This window comes from Streptomyces sp. NPDC096012 (assembly GCF_040426375.1).
GTDB lineage: Bacteria > Actinomycetota > Actinomycetes > Streptomycetales > Streptomycetaceae > Streptomyces.
The window spans coordinates 463,756-488,199 of sequence record NZ_JBEOTD010000001.1; the positions used below are offsets into that span (position 1 = coordinate 463,756).

General features: G+C 71.9%; 20 protein-coding genes. 14 read left to right on the forward strand and 6 right to left on the reverse strand.

Features of this window, described 5'->3' with window-relative positions; genetic code table 11:
• The first annotated feature begins 89 nt into the window (after positions 1-89).
• The 7 genes from ABVB68_RS02215 to ABVB68_RS02245 all read left to right on the forward strand — a co-directional run bounded on the left by ABVB68_RS02215 (position 90) and on the right by ABVB68_RS02245 (position 10,671).
• A complete protein-coding gene (locus ABVB68_RS02215) occupies positions 90-1,709 on the forward strand; it encodes a resuscitation-promoting factor (protein ID WP_353599094.1) in 1,620 nt (539 codons plus the stop codon).
• 145 nt (positions 1,710-1,854) lie between these two features.
• Positions 1,855-2,724, forward strand: a complete 870-nt coding sequence (gene rsmA, locus ABVB68_RS02220; protein ID WP_353599095.1) for a 16S rRNA (adenine(1518)-N(6)/adenine(1519)-N(6))-dimethyltransferase RsmA — start codon at positions 1,855-1,857, stop codon at positions 2,722-2,724.
• 76 nt (positions 2,725-2,800) lie between these two features.
• On the forward strand, positions 2,801-3,703 hold the full coding sequence (locus tag ABVB68_RS02225) for a 4-(cytidine 5'-diphospho)-2-C-methyl-D-erythritol kinase (protein WP_353599096.1): 903 nt from the start codon (positions 2,801-2,803) through the stop codon (positions 3,701-3,703).
• A gap of 145 nt (positions 3,704-3,848) precedes the next feature.
• Entirely contained in the window at positions 3,849-5,657 is a 1,809-nt protein-coding gene (locus ABVB68_RS02230) for an ABC-F family ATP-binding cassette domain-containing protein (RefSeq protein WP_353599097.1), read from the forward strand.
• 298 nt (positions 5,658-5,955) lie between these two features.
• A complete protein-coding gene (locus ABVB68_RS02235; RefSeq protein WP_353599098.1) occupies positions 5,956-7,755 on the forward strand; it encodes an outer membrane protein assembly factor BamB family protein in 1,800 nt (599 codons plus the stop codon).
• Between the two features lie 81 nt (positions 7,756-7,836).
• A complete protein-coding gene (locus ABVB68_RS02240; RefSeq protein WP_353599099.1) occupies positions 7,837-9,744 on the forward strand; it encodes an outer membrane protein assembly factor BamB family protein in 1,908 nt (635 codons plus the stop codon).
• Between the two features lie 228 nt (positions 9,745-9,972).
• Positions 9,973-10,671: a helix-turn-helix transcriptional regulator gene (locus ABVB68_RS02245; RefSeq protein WP_353599100.1), complete on the forward strand. Its 699-nt coding sequence runs from the start codon at positions 9,973-9,975 to the stop codon at positions 10,669-10,671.
• An 86-nt stretch (positions 10,672-10,757) separates the two neighbouring features.
• Here the strand turns inward: ABVB68_RS02245 and ABVB68_RS02250 are convergent, their stop codons facing one another.
• Positions 10,758-11,084, reverse strand: coding sequence for a hypothetical protein (locus tag ABVB68_RS02250; protein WP_353599101.1), 327 nt, complete (start codon positions 11,082-11,084; stop codon positions 10,758-10,760).
• Between the two features lie 21 nt (positions 11,085-11,105).
• Positions 11,106-12,797, reverse strand: coding sequence for a sodium:solute symporter family protein (locus ABVB68_RS02255; RefSeq protein ID WP_353599102.1), 1,692 nt, complete (start codon positions 12,795-12,797; stop codon positions 11,106-11,108).
• A 177-nt stretch (positions 12,798-12,974) separates the two neighbouring features.
• Between ABVB68_RS02255 and galT the strand changes: the two genes are divergently transcribed.
• The 3 genes from galT to galK are packed head-to-tail and all read left to right on the forward strand — an operon-like array spanning position 12,975 to position 16,173.
• Complete coding sequence (gene galT / locus ABVB68_RS02260; protein ID WP_353599103.1) at positions 12,975-14,060, forward strand: galactose-1-phosphate uridylyltransferase; 1,086 nt, start codon at positions 12,975-12,977, stop codon at positions 14,058-14,060.
• The gene (galE, locus tag ABVB68_RS02265) at positions 14,057-15,019 is read left to right on the forward strand and encodes a UDP-glucose 4-epimerase GalE (protein WP_353599104.1); all 963 of its coding nucleotides are present in this window, start codon (positions 14,057-14,059) and stop codon (positions 15,017-15,019) included. The genes galT and galE overlap by 4 nt, the downstream gene beginning before the upstream one ends.
• A complete protein-coding gene (gene galK / locus ABVB68_RS02270; protein WP_353599105.1) occupies positions 15,019-16,173 on the forward strand; it encodes a galactokinase in 1,155 nt (384 codons plus the stop codon). The genes galE and galK overlap by 1 nt, the downstream gene beginning before the upstream one ends.
• A 137-nt stretch (positions 16,174-16,310) precedes the next feature.
• On the opposite strand, the gene ABVB68_RS02275 is transcribed toward galK, so the two are convergent.
• Positions 16,311-16,766, reverse strand: coding sequence for a GNAT family N-acetyltransferase (locus ABVB68_RS02275; protein ID WP_353599106.1), 456 nt, complete (start codon positions 16,764-16,766; stop codon positions 16,311-16,313).
• A gap of 312 nt (positions 16,767-17,078) precedes the next feature.
• Here ABVB68_RS02275 and ABVB68_RS02280 point away from each other — a divergent pair, with 312 nt between their 5' ends.
• On the forward strand, positions 17,079-17,846 hold the full coding sequence (locus tag ABVB68_RS02280; protein ID WP_353599107.1) for a LuxR C-terminal-related transcriptional regulator: 768 nt from the start codon (positions 17,079-17,081) through the stop codon (positions 17,844-17,846).
• Here the strand turns inward: ABVB68_RS02280 and tamR are convergent.
• Complete coding sequence (gene tamR / locus ABVB68_RS02285; RefSeq protein WP_353599108.1) at positions 17,805-18,302, reverse strand: MarR family transcriptional regulator TamR; 498 nt, start codon at positions 18,300-18,302, stop codon at positions 17,805-17,807. The genes ABVB68_RS02280 and tamR overlap by 42 nt on opposite strands.
• A gap of 89 nt (positions 18,303-18,391) precedes the next feature.
• Between tamR and ABVB68_RS02290 the strand changes: the two genes are divergently transcribed.
• A complete protein-coding gene (locus ABVB68_RS02290) occupies positions 18,392-19,207 on the forward strand; it encodes a trans-aconitate 2-methyltransferase (protein WP_353599109.1) in 816 nt (271 codons plus the stop codon).
• A 2-nt stretch (positions 19,208-19,209) separates the two neighbouring features.
• Entirely contained in the window at positions 19,210-19,569 is a 360-nt protein-coding gene (locus ABVB68_RS02295; RefSeq protein ID WP_353599110.1) for a VOC family protein, read from the forward strand.
• Positions 19,570-19,595: 26 nt separating this feature from the next.
• Here the strand turns inward: ABVB68_RS02295 and ABVB68_RS02300 are convergent, their stop codons facing one another.
• On the reverse strand, positions 19,596-20,273 hold the full coding sequence (locus tag ABVB68_RS02300) for a TetR family transcriptional regulator (RefSeq protein ID WP_353599111.1): 678 nt from the start codon (positions 20,271-20,273) through the stop codon (positions 19,596-19,598).
• Entirely contained in the window at positions 20,270-21,274 is a 1,005-nt protein-coding gene (locus ABVB68_RS02305) for an acyl-CoA desaturase (protein WP_353599112.1), read from the reverse strand. Before ABVB68_RS02305 ends, ABVB68_RS02300 begins: the two co-directional genes overlap by 4 nt.
• Before the next feature lie 300 nt (positions 21,275-21,574).
• Between ABVB68_RS02305 and ppc the strand changes: the two genes are divergently transcribed.
• On the forward strand, positions 21,575-24,307 hold the full coding sequence (gene ppc, locus ABVB68_RS02310; protein ID WP_353599113.1) for a phosphoenolpyruvate carboxylase: 2,733 nt from the start codon (positions 21,575-21,577) through the stop codon (positions 24,305-24,307).
• Positions 24,308-24,444: the final 137 nt, after the last annotated feature.

Consider the following 24,444-nt stretch of genomic DNA (forward strand, 5'->3'; position numbering starts at 1 on the left):
GTAGTCGTGCCGCTTTGGAGAGTGACGGACGCTCCGCTAGGTTGCGGAGGCCCGATCCGGACCCCTCTGGCCCTCTGGAGCGCGTCGGCGTGAGCAACTCGCAGTTCGAGACCTATCAGGCGTACGGCCCGTACATCGCGCCGCCGGGACCGCCCGGCCCGTACGGCGGCGGTGCGTGGCCCGGCCTGCACGACGCGCAGACGCTGTCGTACGCGGTGGGGTACGAGGACACCTACCGGCCCGCGTACGAGGCGGGGGTTCCGGCGTCGTCCGTGGCGCCGCCGCACCCGCACGGGGACGAACCGGTGTTTCCGCGCCAGGGCGGAAGCGCGCCGGGCGAGGAGACGCGCGCGTCGGACGCCCACGGCGGTGGGGCGCATGCGGGTGGCCCGCACGGTGGTGCCTCGCACGGGAGTGCGGGGCACGACGGTGGGGCGCACGCGGGCACGCACGACGGGGAGCATGCGGACGGATCGCACGCCGACGGGACACGTGCCGGTGGGGCGTCGGGGCCGGAGGCGTACGACGTCGCCGTACCGTCGCCCGGACCCGGCACGCGGGCCGTGGGGAGCGGGCGCGCCGCGCGCCGGCGCAGGGCGCGCTACGGCGAGCGCCCCGAGTCCGCCGTACGCCGTCTGCTGCCGCAGGCCCTGGTCGTCGCCTTCCTGGCCGGCGGCACCACCGCGTTCGTCGCCGAGGACAAGGCGATCGAGCTGAGCGTCGACGGCAGGGAGCGCACGCTGCACACCTTCGCCGACGACGTGAGCGAGCTGCTCGCCGAGGAAGGCGTACGCGTGGGGGAGCACGACATGATCGCGCCCGCCCCCGGTGCGGCGCTGGCCAGCGGCGACGAGGTCGCCGTGCGCTACGGGCGCCCCGTGCGGCTGACGCTGGACGGCCGGCGGCAGGAGCTCTGGACGACCGCGCGCACGGTGGAAGGGGCGCTGGACGAGATCGGCGTGCGCGCGGACGGCGCGTACCTGTCCGCCTCGCGCTCCCAGAGCATCGGACGCGCCGGGCTGGCGCTGGACGTGCGCACCGAGCGCGCCTTGACGATCATGGCCGACGGCCGGACCCGTGCCGTCCGCACCAACGCGGCCACCGTCCGGGAGGCCGTCGAGCAAGCCGGGATCACGCTGCACGGGCAGGACACCACCTCCGTCCCGCCCGACAGCTTCCCGCGCGACGGGCAGACGGTGACCGTGCTGCGGGTGAGCGGCAGCCGGGAGGTCCGCGAGGAGCGGATCCCGTACGAGACGGTGCGGACCGAGGACCCCTCCCTCTTCAAGGGCACCGAGGTCGTGGCGCAACCCGGGCAGCCCGGACTGCGGCGGATCAGCTACCTCGTGCGCACCGTCAACGGGGTCCGGCAGAAGCCGCGCCGGGAGAGGTCCGAGGTGGTGCGCCTCCCGCGCAAGCAGGTGGTGAAGGTGGGCACCAAGCCGCTGCCGCCCTCCGTGCACGGCGCCGACCACCTGAACTGGCAGGCGCTGGCCGCGTGCGAGTCCGGCGGCCGCCCGCACGCGGTCGATCCTTCGGGGACCTACGGCGGGCTCTACCAGTTCGACACCCACACCTGGCACAGCCTCGGCGGCCACGGCCGCCCGCAGGACGCGTCGGCACAGGAGCAGACCCTGCGCGCGAAGAAGCTGTACACGAGCCGGGGTGCGGCGCCCTGGCCCCACTGCGGAGCCCGGCTGCACAGCTGAAGGCTCCGGGCGCGGGTCCGTCGGCGCCGGGCGAGGCCCGGGCGGGTCGAAGGGGCCCCGGCTGCGCCGCCCGCGGGGGCCCGCCGTCGGCCCTGGCGCCGGGGACCTGGCCATCCGGCCGATTTCGCCCCCGTACCCTTGTCCCGTGAGCAGCCCCACCCCTGACGCCCTCCTCGGCCCGGCCGACATCCGTGAACTCGCGGCAGCGCTCGGTGTCCGTCCCACCAAGCAGCGCGGCCAGAACTTCGTGATCGACGCCAACACGGTCCGCCGTATCGTCCGGACCGCCGGGGTCCGCTCCGACGACGTGGTCGTGGAGGTCGGCCCGGGGCTCGGCTCCCTCACCCTCGCGCTGCTGGAGGCCGCCGACCGGGTCACCGCCGTCGAGATCGACGACGTGCTGGCCGCCGCGCTGCCCGCGACCATCACGGCGCGCATGCCGGGGCGCGCCGACCGGTTCGCGCTGGTCCACTCCGACGCCATGCGGGTCACCGAGCTGCCCGGCCCCGCGCCGACCGCCCTGGTGGCGAACCTGCCGTACAACGTCGCCGTGCCGGTGCTGCTGCACATGCTCGAGACCTTCCCCGGCATCGAGCGGACGCTGGTGATGGTGCAGTCCGAGGTCGCCGACCGGCTCGCCGCCGCGCCGGGGTCCCGGGTGTACGGCGTGCCCTCGGTCAAGGCGAACTGGTACGCCGAGGTGAAGCGGGCCGGCGCCATCGGCCGGAACGTCTTCTGGCCCGCACCGAACGTCGACAGCGGCCTGGTCTCCCTCGTCCGGCGGACCGAGCCGATCAGGACCACGGCCACCAGGAAGCAGGTCTTCGCGGTGGTCGACGCGGCGTTCGCGCAGCGCCGCAAGACGCTGCGGGCGGCGCTCGCCGGCTGGGCCGGGTCCGCCGCCGCGGCCGAGGCCGCCCTGACGGCGGCCGGCGTCTCGCCGCAGGCACGCGGGGAGTCCCTGACGGTCGAGGAGTTCGCCCGCATCGCCGAGAACGCCCAGGACGCCGGATAGCGCCGGGCGGCACGGCACAGCACCTCCGCCGCCGAGCAACGTCGACAACGCCCGCACACCAAGGAGCCCGTCAGCAGTGAGCGTCACGGTCCGCGTCCCCGCCAAGGTCAACGTCCGGCTCGCGGTCGGCGCCGCCCGCCCCGACGGCTTCCACGACCTCGCCAACGTCTTCCTCGCCGTCGGCCTGTACGACGAGGTCACCGTCACGCCCGCCGACGAACTGCGCGTCACCTGCGAGGGACCCGACGCCGCCCAGGTCCCCCTGGACCGCGGCAATCTCGCCGCGCGCGCGGCGATCGCGCTCGCCGCGCGCCGGGGTCTCGAACCGGCCGTCCACCTCCACATCGCCAAGGACATCCCGGTCGCCGGCGGCATGGCGGGCGGCAGCGCGGACGGCGCGGGCGCGCTGCTCGCCTGCGACGCGCTGTGGGGCACCGGCGCCTCGCGCGCCGAGCTCCTCGACATCTGCGCCGAGCTGGGCAGCGACGTCCCGTTCAGCCTGGTGGGCGGGGCGGCCCTGGGAGTCGGGCGCGGGGAGCGGCTGACGCCCCTGGAGGCCGGCGGGACCTTCCACTGGGTGTTCGCGATGGCGGAGCGCGGGCTGTCCACGCCGGCGGTCTTCCGCGAGTTCGACCGGCTGGCCGCGGGCCGGGACATCCCGGAGCCGGTGGCCTCCCCGGCGCTGCTGGAGGCGCTCGCCGAGGGCGACCCGGACGCCCTGGCGGCGGCCGTCTCCAACGACCTCCAGCCCGCGGCCCTGTCCCTGTTCCCCGAGCTGGCCGGCACCCTCGACGCCGGGCGGGCGGCGGGCGCGCTCACCGCCCTGGTCTCCGGCTCCGGCCCGACCACCGCGTTCCTCACGCGCGACGCCGGGACGGCGGAGAAGGTGGCGCAGGCGCTGCGCACCTCGGGCACCTGCCGGACGGTACGGATCGCGGCGGGGCCGGTGCCGGGGGCGACGGTCCTCCAGGAACGCTGAGGCCGGGCGGCAGCCGCTCCGAGCGCGGCCGTCGCGAAGGGTGACCACCCCTCGCGCTCCGTCGCCACCCCCTGAGGCCCTACGCTAGAAGGCTGAGCCACGCGGCGGAGCCGCATGTCGATCCAGCCCCGTGCACAGGAGTGAAATGGCCGTCAACCTGGTCAATGTCGAGAACGTCAGCAAGGTGTACGGCACCCGTGCCCTGCTGGACGGCGTCTCGCTCGGTGTGTCGGAAGGGGACCGGATCGGGGTCGTCGGACGCAACGGCGACGGCAAGACCACCCTCATCCGGATGCTCGCCAAGCTGGAGGAGGCCGACACCGGGCGCGTCACCCACTCCGGCGGACTGCGCCTCGGCGTGCTGACCCAGCACGACTCCCTCGACCCCGCCGCCACCGTCCGGCACGAGGTCATCGGCGACATGGCCGACCACGAATGGGCCGGAAACTCCAAGGTCAGGGACGTACTGACCGGGCTGTTCGGCGGGCTGGACCTGCCCGGCTTCCCGAAGGGCCTCGACACCGTCATCGGACCGCTGTCCGGCGGCGAGCGGCGCCGGATCGCGCTCGCCAAGCTGCTCATCGACGAGCAGGACATGCTCGTCCTCGACGAGCCCACCAACCACCTGGACGTCGAGGGCATCTCCTGGCTCGCCCGGCACCTGCAGAACCGGCGGTCGGCCCTGGTGTGCGTGACCCACGACCGGTGGTTCCTGGACCAGGTGTGCACGCGCATGTGGGACGTGCAGCGCGGTGAGGTGTACGAGTACGAGGGCGGCTACTCGGACTACGTCTTCGCGCGCGCGGAGCGCGAGCGGATCGCGGCCACCGAGGAGGTCAAGCGGCAGAACCTCATCCGCAAGGAGCTGGCCTGGCTGCGGCGCGGCGCCCCCGCCCGTACGTCCAAGCCGCGCTTCCGGGTGGAGGCCGCCAACGAGCTGATCGCGGACGTGCCGGCGCCGCGGGACAGCAGCGAGCTGATGAAGTTCGCCTCCTCGCGGCTCGGCAAGACGGTCTTCGACCTGGAGGACGTCACCGTGCAGGCCGGTCCGAAGGTGCTGCTCAAGCACGTGACCTGGCAGCTCGGGCCCGGCGACCGCATCGGCCTCGTCGGCGTCAACGGCGCCGGCAAGACCTCCCTGCTGCGCGCCATGGCGGCGGCGGCCCGCACGGAGGGCGACGAGCAGCCGGTGGGCGGCCGTATCGCCGCCGGGCGCACCGTCAAGCTCGCCTACCTCTCCCAGGAGGTCGCCGAGCTCGACCCCGCCCTGCGGGTCCTGGAAGCCGTGCAGCAGGTCCGCGAGCGCGTCGACCTCGGCAAGGGGCGCGAGATGACGGCCGGGCAGCTGTGCGAGACGTTCGGCTTCAACAAGGAGAAGCAGTGGACGCCGGTGGGGGACCTCTCCGGTGGTGAGCGGCGCCGGCTCCAGCTGCTGCGCCTGCTCATGGACGAGCCCAACGTCCTCTTCCTGGACGAGCCCACCAACGACCTCGACATCGAGACGCTCACCCAGCTCGAGGACGTCCTCGACGGCTGGCCCGGGTCGATGATCGTCATCTCCCACGACCGGTTCTTCGTCGAGCGCACCACCGACCGGGTCTTCGCCCTCCTCGGCGACGGCGCCCTGCGGATGCTCCCGCGCGGCATCGACGAGTACCTGGAGCGGCGCCGGGGCATGGAGGAGGCGGTCGCCACGCAGGCCGCCGCCGCGGCGCCCAAGCCGGCCACCTCGGAGAAGAGCGCCGCCGACCAGCGTGCCGCCAAGAAGGAACTCCAGAAGATCGAGCGGCAGTTGGACAAGGTCTCCGAGAAGGAGTCCAAGCTGCACGCCCGGATCGCCGAGAACGCCACCGACTTCGCGAAGGTCGCCGAACTCGACGCCCAGCTGCGGGAACTCGCCGGTGAGCGCGAGGAACTGGAGATGCGCTGGCTGGAACTGGCCGAGGACGCGTGACCCGGGAGAGCGAGGGGCGCTCGCGGCGGCGGGTGCGCACACTTTCGGCCCGGCGCGTGCGCCCACCCTGCGCGCCCGCAACCGGCCTTGACGCGCGGGGCGTGAAGGGGGCGTGAAGGCGCGTAACGAGGGCATCACAGGCGGGTTCTCCCTTGGGAACAGCGGCGGCCGGGGGACCGTGCGCTGGCGGTACCGGGTGATAGAAAGAGCGGTCTGAGAACTGTCTGAGTACGACCTTGGGTGATTCACGAACCTCAGGGCGTGGCTAAAAATCAGTGAACGAGGGGGAAGAGCGCTGATGACTCAGCCGCCCAACCAGCCGCCGCAGGAAGGCTTCGGACCGCCGCCGGACCAGCCGCCGCAGGGCGGTGGATTCGGTCCTCCGCAGACGCCACCGGCGCAGGGCGGCGCACCCGCCACGCCTCCGCCTCCGGCCCAGCCGCCCGCGGGCCCGCCGCAGCCCCAGCCCGGCTACGGCTACCCGCAGCAGCCCGGCCCCTACGGCGCGCCCGGCACCCCCGGCCCCTACGGCTACCCGCAGCAGCCCCAGCAACCGGGGCCGTACGGCTACCCGCAGCAGCAGCCGGGCCCCTACGGCGCGGCGCCGCAACCCGGTTACGGATACGCCCAGCAGCCGCCGTACCCGGGCGCGCCCGGCGCTCCCCCCGGGGGCAAGCCCTCCAAGGCGAAGCCGGCGCTGATCATCGGTGCCGCGGTGGCCGCGCTGCTCGTCATCGGCGGCACCGTGCTCGCCGTCACCGGCGACGACGGCAAGAAGAAGCCCGTCGCGCAGCAGAGCGACGACGGCAAGCAGTCCTCCGCCGCCTCCGCCTCGCCGACCGCGTCCGGCGGCGGTGCCGGCGGCGACGACCCGGAGAACCTCAACGAGGGCCGGCAGGCCGGTGAGGCCAAGGTGCTCTGGTACAAGTCGGCCCCGGACGCACCCGGTTCCGGCGCCGACGCGCCCGGTATGTGGATCACCGGCAAGACCGCGGTGAAGGCGGCGTACAAGCAGGTCTTCGCCTTCGGCGCGGCCGACGGCAAGGACGCCTGGGGCCCGATCGACCTCCCGCAGAAGATCTGCGCGGTCACCAAGCGGCAGTCGGCCGACGGCAGAATCGTCGTCGCGTACATGAGCGGCTCGGGCAGCCACGCCAAGTGCAACCAGCTCCAGCAGATCGACCTGGAGACGGGCGCGAAGGGCTGGCACGCCGAGGTCGCCGACGGCGCGCTGTTCGACAGCAGTCTCAGCGTCGAACTCACCGTGAGCGGCAGGACCCTCATGGTGGGCCGTTCCCAGTCGGGCACGGCGTACGACATCGGCAGCGGCAAGAAGCTGTACGACAAGAAGAGGTACGGAGCCGCCTGCTTCCCGACCGCCTTCGCGGGCGGCACGAACCGGCTGGTCCAGGTCGCCTCCTGCGGGGCCGGCACCGGCAACGCGCACGACGAGATCCAGGAACTCGACCCGGCGACCGGCAAGGTGAAGTGGACCCAGCCGGTCAAGAAGGGCTGGCAGGTCTCCCGGACGTACTCCGTCGACCCGCTCGTGGTGTACCTGACCAACCAGGAGAAGAAGACCTGGAACATCTCGACCTTCACCAAGGACGGCAGGTTCCGTTCCGAGGTCAAGGTGAACGAGAAGTTCGCCCCCCGCTGCGGCTGGGCGATCCTCGAGCGCGACCTGCAGGGCTGCCAGGGTGTCGCGGTCGACGCCGACACGCTCTACCTGCCGACCAGTTCCCTCAGCAGCGCCAACGAGATCGTCGCGATCAGCCTCGCCGACGGCAAGGAGAAGTGGCGCGTCAAGTCGCCCGCCGACGAGCCGATGGCCCCGATGAAGGTCGAGGGCGGCAAGCTCGTCGCGTACGTGGAGCCGTCGTACGACGCGGGCGGCCAGGTGGTGTCCATCCCGGTCACCGGTTCCTCCCACCGGGCCACCCGGCTCCTGCAGAACCCCAAGGCCGCCGCCGACATCGAGAACACCTTCTACGACGGTGTCGTGGACTGGGCCGACGGGCGCTTCTACATCTCCTCCGGCCGGCTGTCCGGCAACGACGACTCCAAGGAGAAGCTGATGATGGCCTTCGGCAACTGAGCCCGGCGCACGCGTCTCGCCCAGAGTCCCCCGTCCCGTCCGCCGTACGGCCTTCCGAGCTTCACCGAGGTACCCGCTCCCATGACCCAGCCCCCTCCTCCGCCGCCGAACCAGCCTCCGGCGCAGGGCGGTTACGGCCACCCGAACCCGCAGACCCCGCCGGCCCCGCAGGACGCGCCTCAGGGCCGGCCGCCGACGCCCCCGGCCGCACCGGCCCAGCCCCCGGCCGCACCGGCCCAGCCCCCGGCCGGCCCGCCCGCGCAGCCACCGCAGCCCGGCTACGGCTACCCGCAGGCCGCTCCGGCGCCCCAGCCCGGCTACGGCTACCCGCAGGCCGCTCCGGCGCCGCAGCCTCCGGCGCCGCAGCCCGGTTACGGCTACCCCGCCGCGCAGCAGAACCCGTACGCCCAGCAGCCCCCGGCCTACGGTCAGCAGGCGCCCGGCTACGGCGTCCAGCCGCCGAACCCCTACGCACAGCCGACCCAGCCCATGCAGCCCGGGTACGGCTACCCGGGCCAGCCGCCGACCGTGCCGATGCAGCCCCAGCCGGCGCCGGGCGGCGGCGGGCGGAACAACACCACCCTGTTCATCGTCGTCGCGGCGGTCGCCGCCATCGCGCTGATCATCTGCGGCGGCATCTGGTACGCCAAGTCCGCCGGGGGTGACGGCAAGAAGCACGACACCGCCTCCTCCGGGGGCAAGAACGGCGACGACGGCTCCACGGGCGGTTCCACCGGCAGCAAGGAGAAGGTGCCGGCCGACCCCGCGGCCAAGGTCCTCTTCAACGTCCCGCTGCCGGTCACCAAGGACAGTGTCAGCACCACCGGTTCCTGGCTCACCGACAAGGTGTACGCCAAGACCGGCGTCTCCGAGATCGTCGGATACGACCCCGTCGACGGCACCAAGTCCTGGACGATCAAGCTGCCCGGCCCGGTCTGCGCGACCACCGACCACGTCAACCCGGACGGCCGTACGGCGATCGCCTACCGGCCGAAGCCGCCCACCCAGGGCAGCTACCCCGGCTGCACCCTGGTCGCCGGCATCGACCTCGGCACGGGCAAGAAGCTGTGGACGAAGTCGGCCAAGACCGGTGACGTCCCGGTCAGCTTCAGCAACCTGACCGTCGCTCAGCACACCGTGGCCCTCGGCAGCACCGACGGCGGGGCGGCGTTCGACCTGGACTCCGGCAAGGTGCTGTGGCAGCCGAAGCCGGGCGACTCCTGCTACGACGCGGGGTACGGCGGCGGCGCCAGGCTGGTCGCGGTGCGCAAGTGCGGCGACTACGGCAACCGGCAGCTGCACATCCAGAACATCGACCCGAAATCGGGGAAGGTGATCTCCGAGTACAAGATGGACGCGGGGATCGAGTACGCGGCCGTCGTCTCCACCGACCCGCTGGTGGTGGCCGCCGACGTCGGTGACAGCGCCGGTGACGGCAGCGGCATCTCGGACTACTTCTCCATCGACTACCGGACCGGCAGGCTGCTCGCCCGTATCTCCGCACCCGGCAAGACCTACGGCGGCCGGTGCGACGGGATCAGCCACGTCGAGGACTGCCGCCAGATCGTCGCCGGCAACGGCAGGCTGTATATGCCGACCGAGGAACTCGACGGGTCCTCCGAGCTCAGCCGGACCAACGCGATCGTCGCCTTCGACCTGAACACCGGCAAGCAGACCGGTCAGCGCATCGAGGCGGGGGACAACTCCACGCTCTCGCCGCTGCGCATGGACGGCGGAAACCTGCTCGCCTACAAGCGTCCGCCGTACGACAAGGGCGGTCAGATCGTCAGCATCGACGGCGGCAGCTTCAAGGCGACCAAGCTGCTGGAGAACCCCCTGAGCATGCGGCAGGCGGAGGGCAGCATGAGCCCCGAGTACGCCGAGATCCTCTTCGGGCACGGACGGCTGTACATGTCCCAGGTGTACACCGCGACGAGGAAGTCGAGCCTGAACGAGTACCTGGTCCTGGCGTTCGGCACGGACGGCTGACCGGCCGGGCAGGGGCGGCCCCGCCGCTCTCGCCCGAATGGGTGACTTACCGAGAAGTGCCCCGATTTCATCGATCCGGGGCACTTCTCCGCGTAGAGGCAGCGAGACGTCGAACAAGCGTGTAGCTTCCGGGGGGTTGAGGGGCGGGGTGCCGGGGGGCCCTCTGTCCTTGCGGACCCGTGGGCGTCCATAGTGGGGCATCCATGGGGGGGACTGGGGGGTTGCTCTATGGGAGTGCGGCTCATGGTCGTCGACGACCATCGCCTGCTCGCGGAGGCGTTGGCGTCGGCTCTCAAGCTCCGTGGGCACCGGGTGCTGGCCGCGGCGGCACCGGCCGCGGGTGCGGCGGACCTGGTGATCGCACGGGCGCCGGAGGTGTGCCTGCTGGGTACGGCGGCACCGGCCGAGCCGGGCGTCTTCGACCCGGTGGTGAAGATCAAGCGGGAGCGGCCGCAGGTCGCGATGCTCGTCCTGGGCCCCGTGCCCTCGCCGCGGGGGATCGCGGCGGCCTTCGCCGCGGGTGCGTCGGGATACGTGCGGCACGACGAGCGGATCGAGGGGGTCGAGCGGGCCATCATCAAGGCCCGCGCCGGGGAGGCGGCGGTGGCCCCGCAGCTGCTGCAGGGGGCGTTCGGCGAACTGCTCAATCCGGCCGCGCAGCCCGACGACGAGGCCCAGCGACTGCTGGAGATGCTCACACCGCGCGAGGTGGAGGTGCTGGTGCGGGTGGCCGACGGGGAGGACACGCGGCTGATCGCGGCGGGCATGGGCATCGCGCCGAGCACCGCGCGGACGCACGTGCAGCGGGTGCTGATGAAGCTGGGCGTGGGTTCCCGGCTGGAAGCGGCGGCCCTGGCGGCCCGAACGGGCCTCCTGGACCGCGCGGGCCCCCTGCGAGACACACCACCCCCGGACCCGACGCCCTGACGACCCCGCCCCGGCGCCCGGCCCCTCAAGGGGCGCGGGGAACCGCGATCCGCCCCCGCGCCCCGTCCGGCGATGTCGGGCGGCGGTTACTTCTCGGCCTCCCCCGGCCCCTCCGGAGGAAGCGGCGGCGGAGTCGGCCGCAGTTTCAGCCAGGCCAGGAAGAAGACGCCCAGCAGCAGCATCCCGATCCCGGTCCACAGATTGATGTTGACTCCCTGGGCCTTGTCGATGGCCGACCGGGAGTCGGTGATGCCGGCGATCGTGACGATGACGCCGTAGACCACGAACAGGCCGCCGATGATGCGGCGCAGGTCGAAGATCCGGGCCGCGGTCGCGGACCTGCCCTCCAGCTCGGTGACTTCCCGCTGGACGTCGTCTTCGGTGTAGGGATGGCGGTCGGAGTGCTCGGTCATGGTTTCCTCATCCTCCCGCGATCAGAACGAGAACGGGATGTAACAGGCGGCGGCAAGGACGACCGCGCCCCAGCCCAGCAGGGCGGGCTTGCGGTACCAGGCGTCGTCGCCCTCGGCGGGCGGTTCGGACATGCCGGGGGAGCGGGTGCCGTAGACCAGGCCCTGCAGTTCCTGCGCCGGCTTCGGCTTGGTGAACAGGGACACGGCGACCATGACGACCGCGCCGGCGACGAAGCCGGCGATGGCCGAGACGAAGTTCGCGCCCTGGTCGGAGGGGATGGAGATGATCCCCTTCTTGTAGAACACGAAGTAGTTGACCATCGCCGCCGTCGTACCGGCGAGCAGGCCCCAGAACCCGGACTTGGCGGACGCGCGCTTCCAGAACATGCCGACGATGAAGACCACGAACATCGGCACGTTGAAGAAGGAGAACAGCGTCTGCAGATAGCTCATGATGTTCGAGAACGAGGACGCCAGGAACGCGGTGCCGACGGAGGCGCAGACGCCGACCACGGTGATCAGGCGGCCGAAGCGCACGTAGTAGGCGTCCTCGCGGCCGCGCACCACGTACTTGGCCCAGATGTCGTTGGTGAACACCGTGTTGAACGACGACACGTTCGCCGCCATGCCCGCCATGAACGCCGCCAGCAGACCGGTGACCGCGATGCCGAGCACGCCGTTGGGCAGCAGTTCCTGCATCAGGTACGGGATGGCGTCGTTGTACTGCAGGCCGGAGCCGGAGGTGCCGATCTTCGGGACCAGCGCGGCGGCGACCAGGCCCGGGATCATCACCAGGAAGACGATGAAGATCTTCGGGTAGGCGGCGATCAGCGGGGTGCGCTGCCCGGCGGAGAGGTTCTTCGCGGACAGGGCGCGCTGCACCTCGGCGAAGTTGGTGGTCCAGTAGCCGAAGGACAGCACGAAGCCGAGGCCGAGGACGATGGTCAGCCAGTTGGCGCCGAGCGGGTTGACGCTGCCGATGCCGGTGCCGCCCCAGGCGCTGGTGAAGTTCTGGCCGTGCGTGGCGGTCAGCTTGTCGGTCAGGCCGCCCCAGCCGCCGACCTTCTTCAGGCCGAGCACGGTGATCGGGATGAGGGCGGCGAGGATCACGAAGAACTGCAGCACCTCGTTGTAGATCGCCGAGGACAGACCGCCGAGCGTGATGTACGCGAGCACGAAGGCGCCGGCGACGACGATGGCCACCCACTGCGGCCAGCCGAGCAGGGCCTCGACGACGATCGCGAGGGCGTACAGGTTGACACCGGCGATCAGGATGGCGGCGAACGCGAACAGGATCGAACTGAGCAGGTGAGCCGCCCGGTCGAAGCGCAGCAGCAGGAACTCGGGGACCGAGCGGACCTTGCTGCCGTAGTAGAACGGCATCATCACCAGGCCCAGGAAGACCATGGCGGGGATGGCGCCGATCCAGTACCAGTGCACCGTGTAGGCGCCGTACTGGGCGCTGTTCGCCGCCATACCGAGGATCTCGGTGGCCGCCAGGTTCGCCGAGATGAAGGCGAGGCCGGTGATCCAGGCGGGCAGCGAGCGCCCGGACAGGAAGAAGTCGAGGCTGGTCCGCACCGAGCGGCGGGCCGCGAAGCCGATGCCGAGGACGACGACGAAGTAGATCGCCAGGATCGTGTAGTCCAGCCAGTTGGTGGGGAGCCGTAGCTCCGCCGCCAGATAGGTGGGCACTTCTGTAGGGCTCTGCATGAGAACTCGCTTCGTTGCGCGAACTGATCCATGCGGAACCTACGCCGCCGTGTTCAGTTTTTGAACACTTTGACTGGTGTTCTTTGTTCGATTGTGATCGACCGGGAGGTTGTCGAGTTGTGGTTTGTTATGTTTGTTTGTGTTGAGTGATTGGTGCGGGACGCAGAGGAGCCTTGCGTGAAGAAGACCTCGACCCGGCTGGCCGACGGTCGTGAGCTGATCTACTACGACCTCCGGGACGACACGGTCCGCGACGCCGTCGACCGCCGCCCGCTGGACCGCACGGTCACCTCGTCCGAGATCCGCCGCGACCCGCTGCTCGGCGACTCGGTCGCCGTCGCCTCGCACCGCCAGGGCCGCACCTACCATCCGCCGGCCGACGAGTGCCCCCTGTGCCCGACGCACGGCGACCGCCTCAGCGAGATCCCGGACTCCTCCTACGACGTCGTCGTCTTCGAGAACCGCTTCCCCTCCCTCGCCGGCGACTCCGGCCGCTGCGAGGTCGTCTGCTTCACCCCCGAGCACGACGCCTCCTTCGCCGGCCTCACCGAGGAGCAGGCCCGGCTGGTGCTGGACGCCTGGACGGACCGCACGGCCGAGCTGTCGCATCTGCCGTCCGTGGAGCAGGTGTTCTGCTTCGAGAACCGCGGGCCCGAGATCGGCGTGACCCTGGGCCACCCGCACGGCCAGATCTACGCCTACCCCTTCACCACCCCGCGCACCGCGCTGATGCTGCGCTCGCTCGCCGCCCACAAGGCGGCCACCGGCGGCCAGAACCTGTTCGACGCGGTGCTGGAACGGGAACTGGCCGGAGAGCGGGTCGTCCTTGAGGGTGAACACTGGGCGGCCTTCGTGCCGTACGCCGCCCACTGGCCGTACGAGGTCCACCTGTACCCCAAGCGCCGCGTGCCCGATCTGCTCGCGCTCGACGAGGCGGCCCGCACAGAATTCCCCCAGGTCTATCTGGAACTCTTGAGGCGCTTCGACCGGATCTTCGACACGCGGGACGGAGGGGGGGACCCCGTGGACGAGCCTCCGACGCCCTACATCGCGGCCTGGCACCAGGCGCCGTTCGGCGCGCTGGCGGAGTTCGACGGCGTGACGCGGGACGACTTCGCGCTCCACCTCGAGCTTTTCACCATCCGCCGCACTTCCGGCAAGCTGAAGTTCCTCGCGGGTTCCGAGTCCGGCATGAGCGTGTTCATCAACGACGTGCCGCCGGAGCGCGCGGCCGAGCGACTGCGAGAGGTAGCGAGTTCATGAAGTACCTGGTGACAGGTGGCGCGGGTTACGTCGGCAGTGTCGTGGCCCAGCACCTGCTGGAGGCGGGCCACGAGGTCACCGTCCTCGACAACCTCTCCACCGGCTTCCGCGAGGGCGTCCCGGCCGGTGCGACGTTCATCGAGGGCGACATCCGGGACGCCGCCAAGTGGCTCGACGCCTCCTACGAGGGTGTGCTGCACTTCGCCGCCTTCTCCCAGGTCGGCGAGTCGGTGGTCAAGCCGGAGAAGTACTGGGACAACAACGTCGGCGGCAGCATGGCCCTGCTCGGCGCGATGCGCGAGGCGGGCGTCCGCAAGCTGGTCTTCTCCTCCACGGCGGCCACCTACGGCGAGCCCGAGCAGGTCCCGATCGTGGAGACCGCGCCGACCCGGCCGACCAGCCCCTACGGCGCGTCCAAGCTCGCCGTCGACCACATGATCACCGGCGAGGCGAACGCCCACGGCCTGGCCGCCGTCAGCCTGCGCTACTTCAACGTGGCCGGGGCCTACGGCGCCTGCGGCGAGCGCCACGACCCCGAGTCGCACCTCATCCCGCTCGTCCTCCAGGTCGCCCAGGGCCGCCGGGAGGCGATCTCCGTCTACGGCGACGACTACCCGACCCCGGACGGCACCTGCGTCCGCGACTACATCCACGTCGCCGACCTCGCCGAGGCCCACCTGCTGGCCCTGACGTCGGCCCGGCCGGGCGAGCACCTGATCTGCAACCTCGGCAACGGCAGCGGGTTCTCCGTCCGCGAGGTCGTCGAGACCGTCCGCGAGGTCACCGGCCACCCGATCCCCGAGGTCACCGCACCGCGCCGGGGCGGCGACCCCGCGGTCCTGGTCGCCTCGGCGGACACCGCCCGCGAGAAACTGGGCTGGAACCCGTCCCGCGCGGACCTGGCGGGGATCGTCGCCGACGCGTGGGACTTCGCGCAGAGCATCGCAAAGGAGCACTAGTGGGGGCACAGCAGGTCGCGGACCGCTTCACCGAGCTGTACGGGACGCAGCCGGAGGGGGTGTGGGCGGCGCCGGGCCGGGTCAACCTGATCGGCGAGCACACCGACTACAACGACGGCTTCGTCATGCCGTTCGCGCTGCCGCACCGGACGGTCGCGGCCGTCTCCCGCCGCGACGACGGCATCCTGCGCCTGCACTCGGCGGACGTCGCGGGCGGCGTGGTGGAGCTGCGGCTGGACGGCCTCGCCCCGCAGTCCGACCGGACCTGGGCGGCGTATCCGGCGGGCGTGGCCTGGGCGCTGCGTGAGGCGGGCCACGCGGTCACCGGCGCCGACGTCCACCTCTCCTCCACGGTGCCGACGGGCGCGGGCCTGTCCTCGTCCGCGGCCCTGGAGGTCGTGATCGCGCTCGCGCTGAACGACCTGTACGACCTCGGCCTGCAGCGCTGGCGGCTGGCCCGGCTGTGCCAGCGCGCCGAGAACGTCTACGTCGGCGCGCCGACCGGCATCATGGACCAGACGGCGTCGTCCTGCTGCGAGCAGGGCCAGGCGCTCTTCCTGGACACCCGCGACCTCTCCCAGCGGCAGATCCCCTTCGACCTGGCGGCCGAGGGCCTGCGGCTGCTGGTGGTGGACACCCAGGTCAAACACGCGCACAGCGGCGGCGAGTACGGCAAGCGCCGGGCCGGCTGCGAGAAGGGCGCGGCCCTGCTCGGCGTCGACGCCCTGCGCGACATCCCCTACGCCGAACTGGACGCGGCCCTCGCCCGTCTCGGCGACGAGGAGGAGATCGTCCGCCTGGTCCGCCACGTGGTGACGGAGGACCACCGGGTGGAGCGCGTCGTCGACCTGCTGCACCGCGGCGAGACCCGGGCCATCGGGCCGGTCCTCACCGAGGGCCACACCTCGCTGCGCGACGACTTCCGCATCTCCTGCCCGGAGCTGGACCTGGTCGTCGACACGGCCCTGGCCGCCGGCGCCCTCGGCGCCCGCATGACCGGCGGCGGCTTCGGCGGCTCGGCGATCGTCCTGACCGAGTCGGCGGAGGTCGACACCCTCACCAAGGCGACCGAAAAAGCCTTCGCCGCGGCCGGCTTCACGACCCCCCGGGTCTTCGAGGCGGTCCCGTCCCCGGGAGCACACCGGGCACTCTGACCCCCCGCCCGCACCGGCCCCGTACACCCGCGTACGGGGCCGGCACCGTCCGGCCCGCCCCGGCAAGCCGAGTGCCGGGACGGCGCCGGCGGGTCGGCGCGCGACCGGTCCTGCGTGTCCGGGGCGGTGACCGTTCGTCAGGGCAGTCGCTTCGTCAGCACGTACTCCGTGACGCCCGGCGGGTAGTCGGGGATCGTGGCCACGATCTCGTAGCCCTGTTTGCGGTAGAAGTCCGGTGCCTGGAAGTCCCACGTCTCCAGGCGGGCGGCGGTGCAGCCGCGGTCGGTCGTGGCGGTGCGCTCCGCCTCGGCGAGCAGGCGTGAGCCGAGGCCGGTGCCGCGGTGGACGGCGTCCACCCACAGGTAGGTGACGTGCAGCCAGGTCGTCCAGGTGTGGCCGACCAGACCGCCCGCCAGGTTGCCGGCGGTGTCCAGTGCCCAGACGTGCAGGGGTGTGTCGCGTTCGCCGGGCGTGCCGCGCAGAGCCGCCAGTACCGGGGACGCCGCCGTGTTGGCGTCGCGCAGCCGCGAGCGGAGCAGATCACGTCGGTCTTCGTCGACTTCCGCCTCAATACGAAACATGCGGCACACCATAAACGCGTCGGACGGTCAGTTCTGTAAATCGCCTTCCACTGTCCGCCCCCATCCGTACTCTGAGAAACAGCGCCGGTGGGGGCCGGTGCTGATCAGGGGGCGAGGCAGGCGGGTACGGCGCCCGCGGTGGGGGTAAGCAGTCCGGCGACGGCGGCGGCCGTGCGGCGGGCGTCCTTTCCGCTGAGGGTGTCGTACCCGCGCAGGTCGTCGTTCTCCGGACCTTTGCCGGGCTTTCTCCGGACCGGCGATCGCCGGATCTCTCCGGACCTTGGGTATCCCCTGCTCCACGCGGAGCCTGGGGAAGGGGGTTTCGTGGTTCGTATCCGAGTCCTGGTCGTCGACGACCACCGCATCTTCGCCGAGTCGCTCGCCGCCGCCCTGGCCGCCGAGCCCGACGTCGACGTCTCCGCCGCCGGCAGCGGCCCGGCCGCGCTGCGCTGTATGGAGCGCGCGGCCGCCGAGGGCCGCCGCTACGACGTCCTGCTGGTCGACGCCGACCTGGGCGGCCGGCTGCCCGGTGCCCGCCCGGCCGTGCCCGTGCAGGCCGTCGACGAGGAGGGCCTGGTCGACGGGATCTCGCTCGTCGCCGGGGTGCGGGCCGCCCAGCCGGCCGTGCGGATCGTCGTCATCGCCGAGAAGGACGACCCGCGCCGGGCGGCCCTCGCCCTGCAGGCCGGCGCCTCCGGCTGGGTCGCCAAGGACTGCTCGCTGTCGCGGCTGCTGACGGTGATACGGGGAGTGCTGCGCGAGGAGACCCACCTGCCGCCCGCCCTGCTCACCGGGGTCCTCAGGGAGCTGACGGCGGCCCGCCGGCACCGCACCGAGAGCGAACGGCTGGTGGAGTCCCTCACCCCGCGCGAACGCGAGGTGCTGCGCTGCATGGTCGCCGGACTCGGCCGCAAGGCGGTCGCCGAGCGGCTGTTCCTCTCCCCGCACACCGTGCGCACCCATATGCAGAACGTCCTCGGCAAGCTGGGCGTCCACTCCACCCTGGCCGCCGTGGCGCTCGCCCGGCGGGCCGGGATCGGGCCCGCCGACCTAGCCGGGGATGTTGTCGAACGGGGCGGTCAACTGGCGTAGCAGACCGGCCAGCTCGGCGCGCTGGGCGCGGGACAGCTCGGCGAGGATCGCCCGCTCCTGCTCCAGCAGGCCGGCCAGCGCCTGGTCCGCGCGGTCCCGGCCGGTCCCGGTCAGCCGGACCAGCACCCCCCGCCGGTCGCTCGGGTCGGGCAGCCGCTCGACCAGGCCCTTCTTGGCGAGCCGGTCGATCCGGTTGGTCATGGTGCCCGAGGTGACCAGGGTCTGCGTCAGCAGCTGGCCGGGTGAGAGCTGGTACGGCGTGCCCGCGCGCCGCAGCGCGGTCAGCACGTCGAACTCCCAGGGCTCCAGCTGATGCTCGGCGAACGCGAGCCGGCGCGCGCGGTCCAGGTGCCGGGCGAGTCGGCTCACCCGGCTGAGTACTTCCAGTGGTTCCACGTCGAGGTCCGGGCGCTCCCGGCGCCACGCTGCGACCAGCCGATCGACCTCGTCCTCCATGGAGATCAGTGTAGTGGTTGTGTCGACATGAAGTCTCTTGATGTCGAGTCTCTTGACATCGAGAGAAATGGGGGAGGAGAGTGGACGGCATGACCACCGAGCCCACCTGGGACCCCGCCCAGTACCTCCGCCACGCCGGTCACCGGGCCCGTCCCTTCGCCGACCTCCTCGCGCGCGTCCCCGAGCCGCCCGGCGACCGGCCCCGCATCGCCGACCTCGGCTGCGGCCCGGGCAACGCCACCGCGATGCTCACCGAGCGCTGGCCCACGGCCCACGTCACCGGCTACGACAACTCACCCGAGATGCTCGACAAGGCCGACGCCGACCACGCGGGGCCGACGGCCGGCGGGGGACGCCTCGACTTCACCCACGCGGACGTGCGGACCTGGACGCCCACGGAGTCGTACGGCCTGATCGTCTCCAACGCCACCCTCCAGTGGGTGCCGGGCCACGCCGACCGCTTCGCCGACTGGATCGCCGCCCTGGAACCCGGCGGCGCCCTCGCCTTCCAGGTCCCGGACAACGTCGACGCCCCGCTGCACGCCCTGATGCGCGAGCTGGCCGGCACCCCCCGCTGGAAGGGCCGCCTCGCCGGCGTGCTGCGCCGCACGGACTCCGTGCACACCCCCGCCGCCTACCTGGACCGCATGGCCCGGCTCGGCTGCGCGACCGACGTGTGGCAGACGACGTACCTGCACGTCCTGTCCGGCCCGGACCCGGTCCTGGACTGGGTGAAGGGCACGGGGCTGCGGCCCGCCCTGACGGCCCTGGCCGACGACCCCGAGGCCCGCGAGGCCTTCGTCACCGAGTACCGCGACCTCCTGCGGGAGGCGTACCCCAGCGCTCCCTACGGCACCGTCCTGCCGTTCCGCCGGCTGTTCGCCGTGGCCGTGAAGGAGGGCTGAGCGTGCTGGTCGCCGTCGACCACGTCCAGCTGGCCGCCCCGCCCGGCGCGGAGGAGCGGCTGCGGGCCTACTACGTAGGGATCCTCGGTATGTCCGAGATCCCCAAGCCGCCGCTGCTCGCGGCGCGCGGCGGCTGCTGGTTCCAGGCGGGCTCCGTCCAGCTCCATCTCGGCGTGGAGGAGGGCTTCCGCCCCGCGCGGAAGGCCCACCCGGGCCTGCGGGTACGGGACATCGAGGGCTTCGCGGCCCGGATCGCCGCCGGTGGAGCACCCGTCACCTGGGACGACGCCCTCCCCGGCCACCTGCGCTTCTTCTCGCGGGACCCCGTCGGCAACCGGCTGGAGTTCCTCCAGCCCCGGTGACGACGCCGGCGGCACCCGCCCCGCGCCTACGCCTTCCGGTGCCCTATCAGCCGCGGTTTCTGCTCCAGTCCGTCCAGGCCGTGCCAGGCCAGGTTCACCAGGTGGGCGGCCACCTCCGCCTTCTTCGGGCGGCGTACGTCCAGCCACCACTGGCCGGTCAGCGCGACCATGCCGACCAGTGCCTGGGCGTAGAGCGGGGCCAGCTTGGAGTCGAAGCCGCGCGACCTGAACTCCCGGCCCAGGATGTCCTCCACCTGCGTGGCGATGTCGGAGATCAGCGAGGCGAAGGAGCCGGTGGACTGGGGGATGGGCGAGTCACGGACCAGGATGCGGAAGCCGTCCGTGTACTCCTCGATGTAGTCCAGCAGCGCGAAGGCGGCCTGCTCGCACAGCTCACGCGGGTGGCCGGCCGTCAGCGAGCCGGTCACCATGTCCAGCAGGCGCCGCATCTCGCGGTCGACCACCACCGCGTACAGCCCCTCCTTGCCGCCGAAGTGCTCGTACACCACCGGCTTGGACACCCCGGCCTTCGCCGCGATCTCCTCAACCGAGGTGCCCTCGAACCCCTTCGCCGCGAAGAGGGTGCGACCGATCTCCAGCAGTTGCTGGCGGCGTTCGGCGCCGGTCATACGGGTCCGGCGGGCCCGCCGCTGCTTGTCGTTGCCGGGATTGCTGCTGGAATCGGTCGCCACGGCCTCCATCATGCCGCCTCGGCCGTCTCCTTCCGGCGCCGGGAGCCGCCCTGGTCGGGGTTGCGGCGGGAATCGATACGCGAGCGTGACGGCCAGCGCACGTCGTACGCCCAGCCGAGCATCTCGAACCAGCGGATGAGACGCGCGGAGGAGTCGATCTGGCCGCGCATCACCCCGTGCCGGGCCGACGTCGGGTCGGCGTGGTGCAGGTTGTGCCAGGACTCGCCGCAGGACAGCACCGCCAGCCACCACACGTTGCCCGAGCGGTCCCGCGACTTGAACGGCCGCTTGCCGACCGCGTGGCAGATGGAGTTGATCGACCACGTGACGTGATGCAGCAGCGCCACCCGGACGAGGGAACCCCAGAAGAACCCGGTGAACGCGCCCCACCAGGACATCGTCACCAGACCGCCGATCACCGCGGGCAGCGCCAGCGACAGGGCCGTCCACAGCACGAACTGGCGGGAGATCGCCCGCATCGCCCTGTCCTTGATCAGGTCCGGCGCGTACTTCTCCTGCGAGGTCTGCTCCTCGTCGAACATCCAGCCGATGTGAGCCCACCACAGGCCCTTCATCAGCGCCGGGAGCGTCTCCCCGAACCGCCACGGCGAGTGGGGGTCGCCCTCGGCGTCGGAGAACTTGTGGTGCTTGCGGTGGTCGGCCACCCAGCGCACCAGGGGGCCCTCGACCGCCATGGACCCCATGATCGCGAGCGCGATCCGCAGCGGCCGCCTGGCCTTGAACGAACCGTGGGTGAAGTACCGGTGGAAGCCGATGGTGATGCCGTGGCATCCGAGGTAGTAGAAGAAGACCAGCAGGCCCATGTCGAGCCAGCTCACCCCCCAGCCCCAGGCCAGCGGCACGGCCGCCACGAGTGCCACGAACGGCACGATGATGAACAGGAGCAGAGTGAGTTGCTCGATCGAACGCTTCTGCTCGCCGCCCAGCGTGGCGGAGGGGGAGGTGTCGTCGGCCTTACGGGCTTCTTCGATCACGTCGGAACTTGAGGTCATGCGCGTCCCCTGTGGGGTCGAGGGTCGAGACGGGTGTGTGTCGCGGGACCGGGCGGGACTCGACCGTACTTCCCTACGGTCCCGTAACCTACGGAGTCGTAAGTATGGCAGCGTGTCGTGCGGCGGCAAGAGCCCCAGAGCCAGCGCGTCCACATGGGCACCTATCCTTGGAACCGGTCGGACAGCGCGGTCCGCTGATGTTTCTTCCCGGACGCTCCGGCCCGTATGCGGCGCCCGCCGTGTGCCAGACGGACGGGTACCCCTCCCAGACGAGCCTCCACACTGCAAGGAGCCGCACCTGTGAGCAGTGCCGACGACCAGACCACCACGACCGGCAGCGAGCTGCGCGCCGACATCCGCCGCCTGGGTGATCTCCTGGGAGAGACCCTTGTCCGGCAGGAGGGCCCCGAGCTCCTCGACCTGGTCGAGAAGGTCCGCCGCCTCACCCGCGAGGACGGCGAGGCCGCCGCCGAGTTGCTGCGCGGCACCGAACTGGAGACCGCGGCCAAGCTGGTCCGCGCCTTCTCCACCTACTTCCACCTGGCCAACATCACCGAGCAGGTGCACCGCGGTCGCGAGCTGCGCGCCCGGCGCGCGGCCGAGGGCGGGCTGCTCGCCCGTACCGCCGACCGGCTGAAGGACGCCGATCCCGAGCACCTGAAGCAGACGGTGCGCCATCTGAACGTCCGCCCGGTGTTCACCGCGCACCCCACCGAGGCCGCGCGCCGGTCGGTCCTGAACAAGCTCCGGCGCATCGCCGCGCTCCTGGACACCCCGGTGCTCGACTCCGACCGCCGCCGCCACGACGTCCGCCTCGCCGAGAACATCGACCTCGTCTGGCAGACCGACGAGCTGCGCGTCGTCCGCCCCGAGCCCGCCGACGAGGCCCGCAACGCCATCTACTACCTCGACGAGTTGCACGCCGACGCCGTCGGCGACGTCCTCGAGGACCTGACGGCGGAACTGGAGCGCGTCGGCGTCAAGCTCCCCGACGACACCCGCCCCCTCACCTTCGGCACCTGGATCGGCGGCGACCGCGACGGCAACCCCAACGTCACCCCCCAGGTGACCTGGGACGTCCTGATCCTCCAGCACGAGCACGGCATCAACGACGCCCTGCAGACGATCGACGAGCTGCGCGGCCTGCTCTCCAACTCCATCCGCTACGCCGGCGCCACCGAGGAACTCCTGCGGTCCCTCCAGGACGACCTCGACCGGCTGCCCGAGATCAGCCCCCGCTACAAGCGCCTCAACGCCGAGGAGCCCTACCGGCTCAAGGCCACCTGCATCCGGCAGAAGCTGGAGAACACCAAGCAGCGCCTCGCCAAGGGCACCGCGCACGAAGAGGGCCGCGACTACCTGGGCACCGGCGAGCTGCTGGCGGACCTGAGAATCATCCAGACCTCCCTGCGCGAGCACCGCGGCGGGCTCTTCGCCGACGGCCGCCTCGCCCGCACCATCCGCACCCTGGCCGCCTTCGGCCTCCAGCTCGCCACCATGGATGTCCGCGAGCACGCCGACGCCCACCACCACGCGCTCGGCCAGCTCTTCGACCGGCTGGGCGAGGAGTCCTGGCGCTACGCCGACATGCCCCGCGAGTACCGGGCCAAGCTCCTCGCCAAGGAGCTGCGCTCGCGCCGTCCGCTCGCCTCCAGCCCGGCCCCCGTCGACGCGGCCGGCGCCAAGACCCTCGGCGTCTTCGAGACCGTGAAGAAGGCCCTGGCTGTCTTCGGCCCCGAGGTCATCGAGTCCTACATCATCTCCATGTGCCAGGGCGCCGACGACGTCTTCGCCGCCGCCGTCCTCGCCCGCGAGGCCGGCCTCGTCGACCTGCACGCCGGCTGGGCGAAGATCGGCATCGTGCCGCTCCTGGAGACCACCGACGAGCTGCGCGCCGCCGACACGATCCTGGAGGACATGCTCTCCGACCCGTCCTACCGGCGCCTGGTCGCGCTGCGCGGCGACGTCCAGGAGGTCATGCTGGGCTACTCCGACTCCTCCAAGTTCGGCGGCATCACCACCAGCCAGTGGGAGATCCACCGGGCCCAGCGCCGGCTGCGCGACGTCGCCCACCGCTACGGCGTCCGCCTGCGCCTCTTCCACGGCCGCGGCGGCACCGTCGGCCGTGGCGGCGGCCCCTCGCACGACGCCATCCTCGCCCAGCCCTGGGGCACCCTGGAGGGCGAGATCAAGGTGACCGAGCAGGGCGAGGTCATCTCCGACAAGTACCTCATCCCCTCCCTCGCCCGGGAGAACCTGGAACTGACCGTCGCGGCCACCCTGCAGGCCTCCGCCCTGCACACCGCCCCGCGCCAGTCCGACGAGGCGCTGGCCCGCTGGGACGCCGCCATGGACGTCGTCTCCGACGCCGCCCACGACGCCTACCGGCGCCTGGTCGAGGACCCGGACCTGCCGACGTACTTCCTCGCCTCCACCCCGGTCGACCAGCTCGCCGACCTGCACCTGGGCTCGCGGCCCTCCCGCCGCCCCGGCTCGGGCGTCTCGCTCGACGGCCTGCGCGCCATCCCATGGGTGTTCGGCTGGACCCAGTCCCGGCAGATCGTCCCCGGCTGGTTCGGCGTCGGCTCCGGCCTCAAGGCCCTGCGCGAGGCCGGCCTCGACACCGTGCTCGACGAGATGCACGAGCAGTGGCACTTCTTCCGCAACTTCATCTCCAACGTCGAGATGACCCTCGCGAAGACCGACCTGCGCATCGCCCAGCACTACGTCGACACCCTCGTCCCCGACGAACTCAAGCACGTCTTCGACACCATCAAGGCCGAGCACGAGCTGACCGTCCGCGAGGTCCTGCGCGTCACCGGCGAGAGTGAACTCCTCGACGCCCAGCCGGTCCTCAGGCAGACCTTCGCCATCCGCGACGCCTACCTGGATCCGATCTCCTACCTCCAGGTGGCCCTGCTCAAGCGCCAGCGTGAGGAGGCCGCCGCGGGCGAGGACCCCGACCCGCTGCTCGCGCGGGCCCTGCTCCTCACCGTCAACGGCGTCGCCGCCGGCCTGCGCAACACCGGCTGACGCCCCCCGCACACACCAGGGTGCCCCCGGGGTCGTACGAGACCCCGGGGGCACCCTTATACCGGGAAGTGATCACTTCGGGACGCGGTCACTTCGGAACCGGTCACCTCGGAAACCGGTCGCCTCGGAAACCGGTC

Excerpts from the sequence above, each read along its gene's own strand:
- ABVB68_RS02255 (WP_353599102.1), bottom strand. The coding sequence starts at position 12,797 with ATGCAGAGCCCTACAGAAGTGCCCACCTATCTGGCGGCGGAGCTACGG.
- ABVB68_RS02245 (WP_353599100.1), top strand. The coding sequence starts at position 9,973 with ATGGGAGTGCGGCTCATGGTCGTCGACGACCATCGCCTGCTCGCGGAG.
- ABVB68_RS02300 (WP_353599111.1), bottom strand. The coding sequence starts at position 20,273 with ATGATGGAGGCCGTGGCGACCGATTCCAGCAGCAATCCCGGCAACGAC.
- ABVB68_RS02240 (WP_353599099.1), top strand. The coding sequence starts at position 7,837 with ATGACCCAGCCCCCTCCTCCGCCGCCGAACCAGCCTCCGGCGCAGGGC.
- ABVB68_RS02290 (WP_353599109.1), top strand. The coding sequence starts at position 18,392 with ATGACCACCGAGCCCACCTGGGACCCCGCCCAGTACCTCCGCCACGCC.
- ABVB68_RS02235 (WP_353599098.1), top strand. The coding sequence starts at position 5,956 with ATGACTCAGCCGCCCAACCAGCCGCCGCAGGAAGGCTTCGGACCGCCG.
- ABVB68_RS02250 (WP_353599101.1), bottom strand. The coding sequence starts at position 11,084 with ATGACCGAGCACTCCGACCGCCATCCCTACACCGAAGACGACGTCCAG.
- galE (WP_353599104.1), top strand. The coding sequence starts at position 14,057 with ATGAAGTACCTGGTGACAGGTGGCGCGGGTTACGTCGGCAGTGTCGTG.
- ABVB68_RS02305 (WP_353599112.1), bottom strand. The coding sequence starts at position 21,274 with ATGACCTCAAGTTCCGACGTGATCGAAGAAGCCCGTAAGGCCGACGAC.
- ABVB68_RS02275 (WP_353599106.1), bottom strand. The coding sequence starts at position 16,766 with ATGGTGTGCCGCATGTTTCGTATTGAGGCGGAAGTCGACGAAGACCGA.
- tamR (WP_353599108.1), bottom strand. The coding sequence starts at position 18,302 with ATGGAGGACGAGGTCGATCGGCTGGTCGCAGCGTGGCGCCGGGAGCGC.
- ABVB68_RS02230 (WP_353599097.1), top strand. The coding sequence starts at position 3,849 with ATGGCCGTCAACCTGGTCAATGTCGAGAACGTCAGCAAGGTGTACGGC.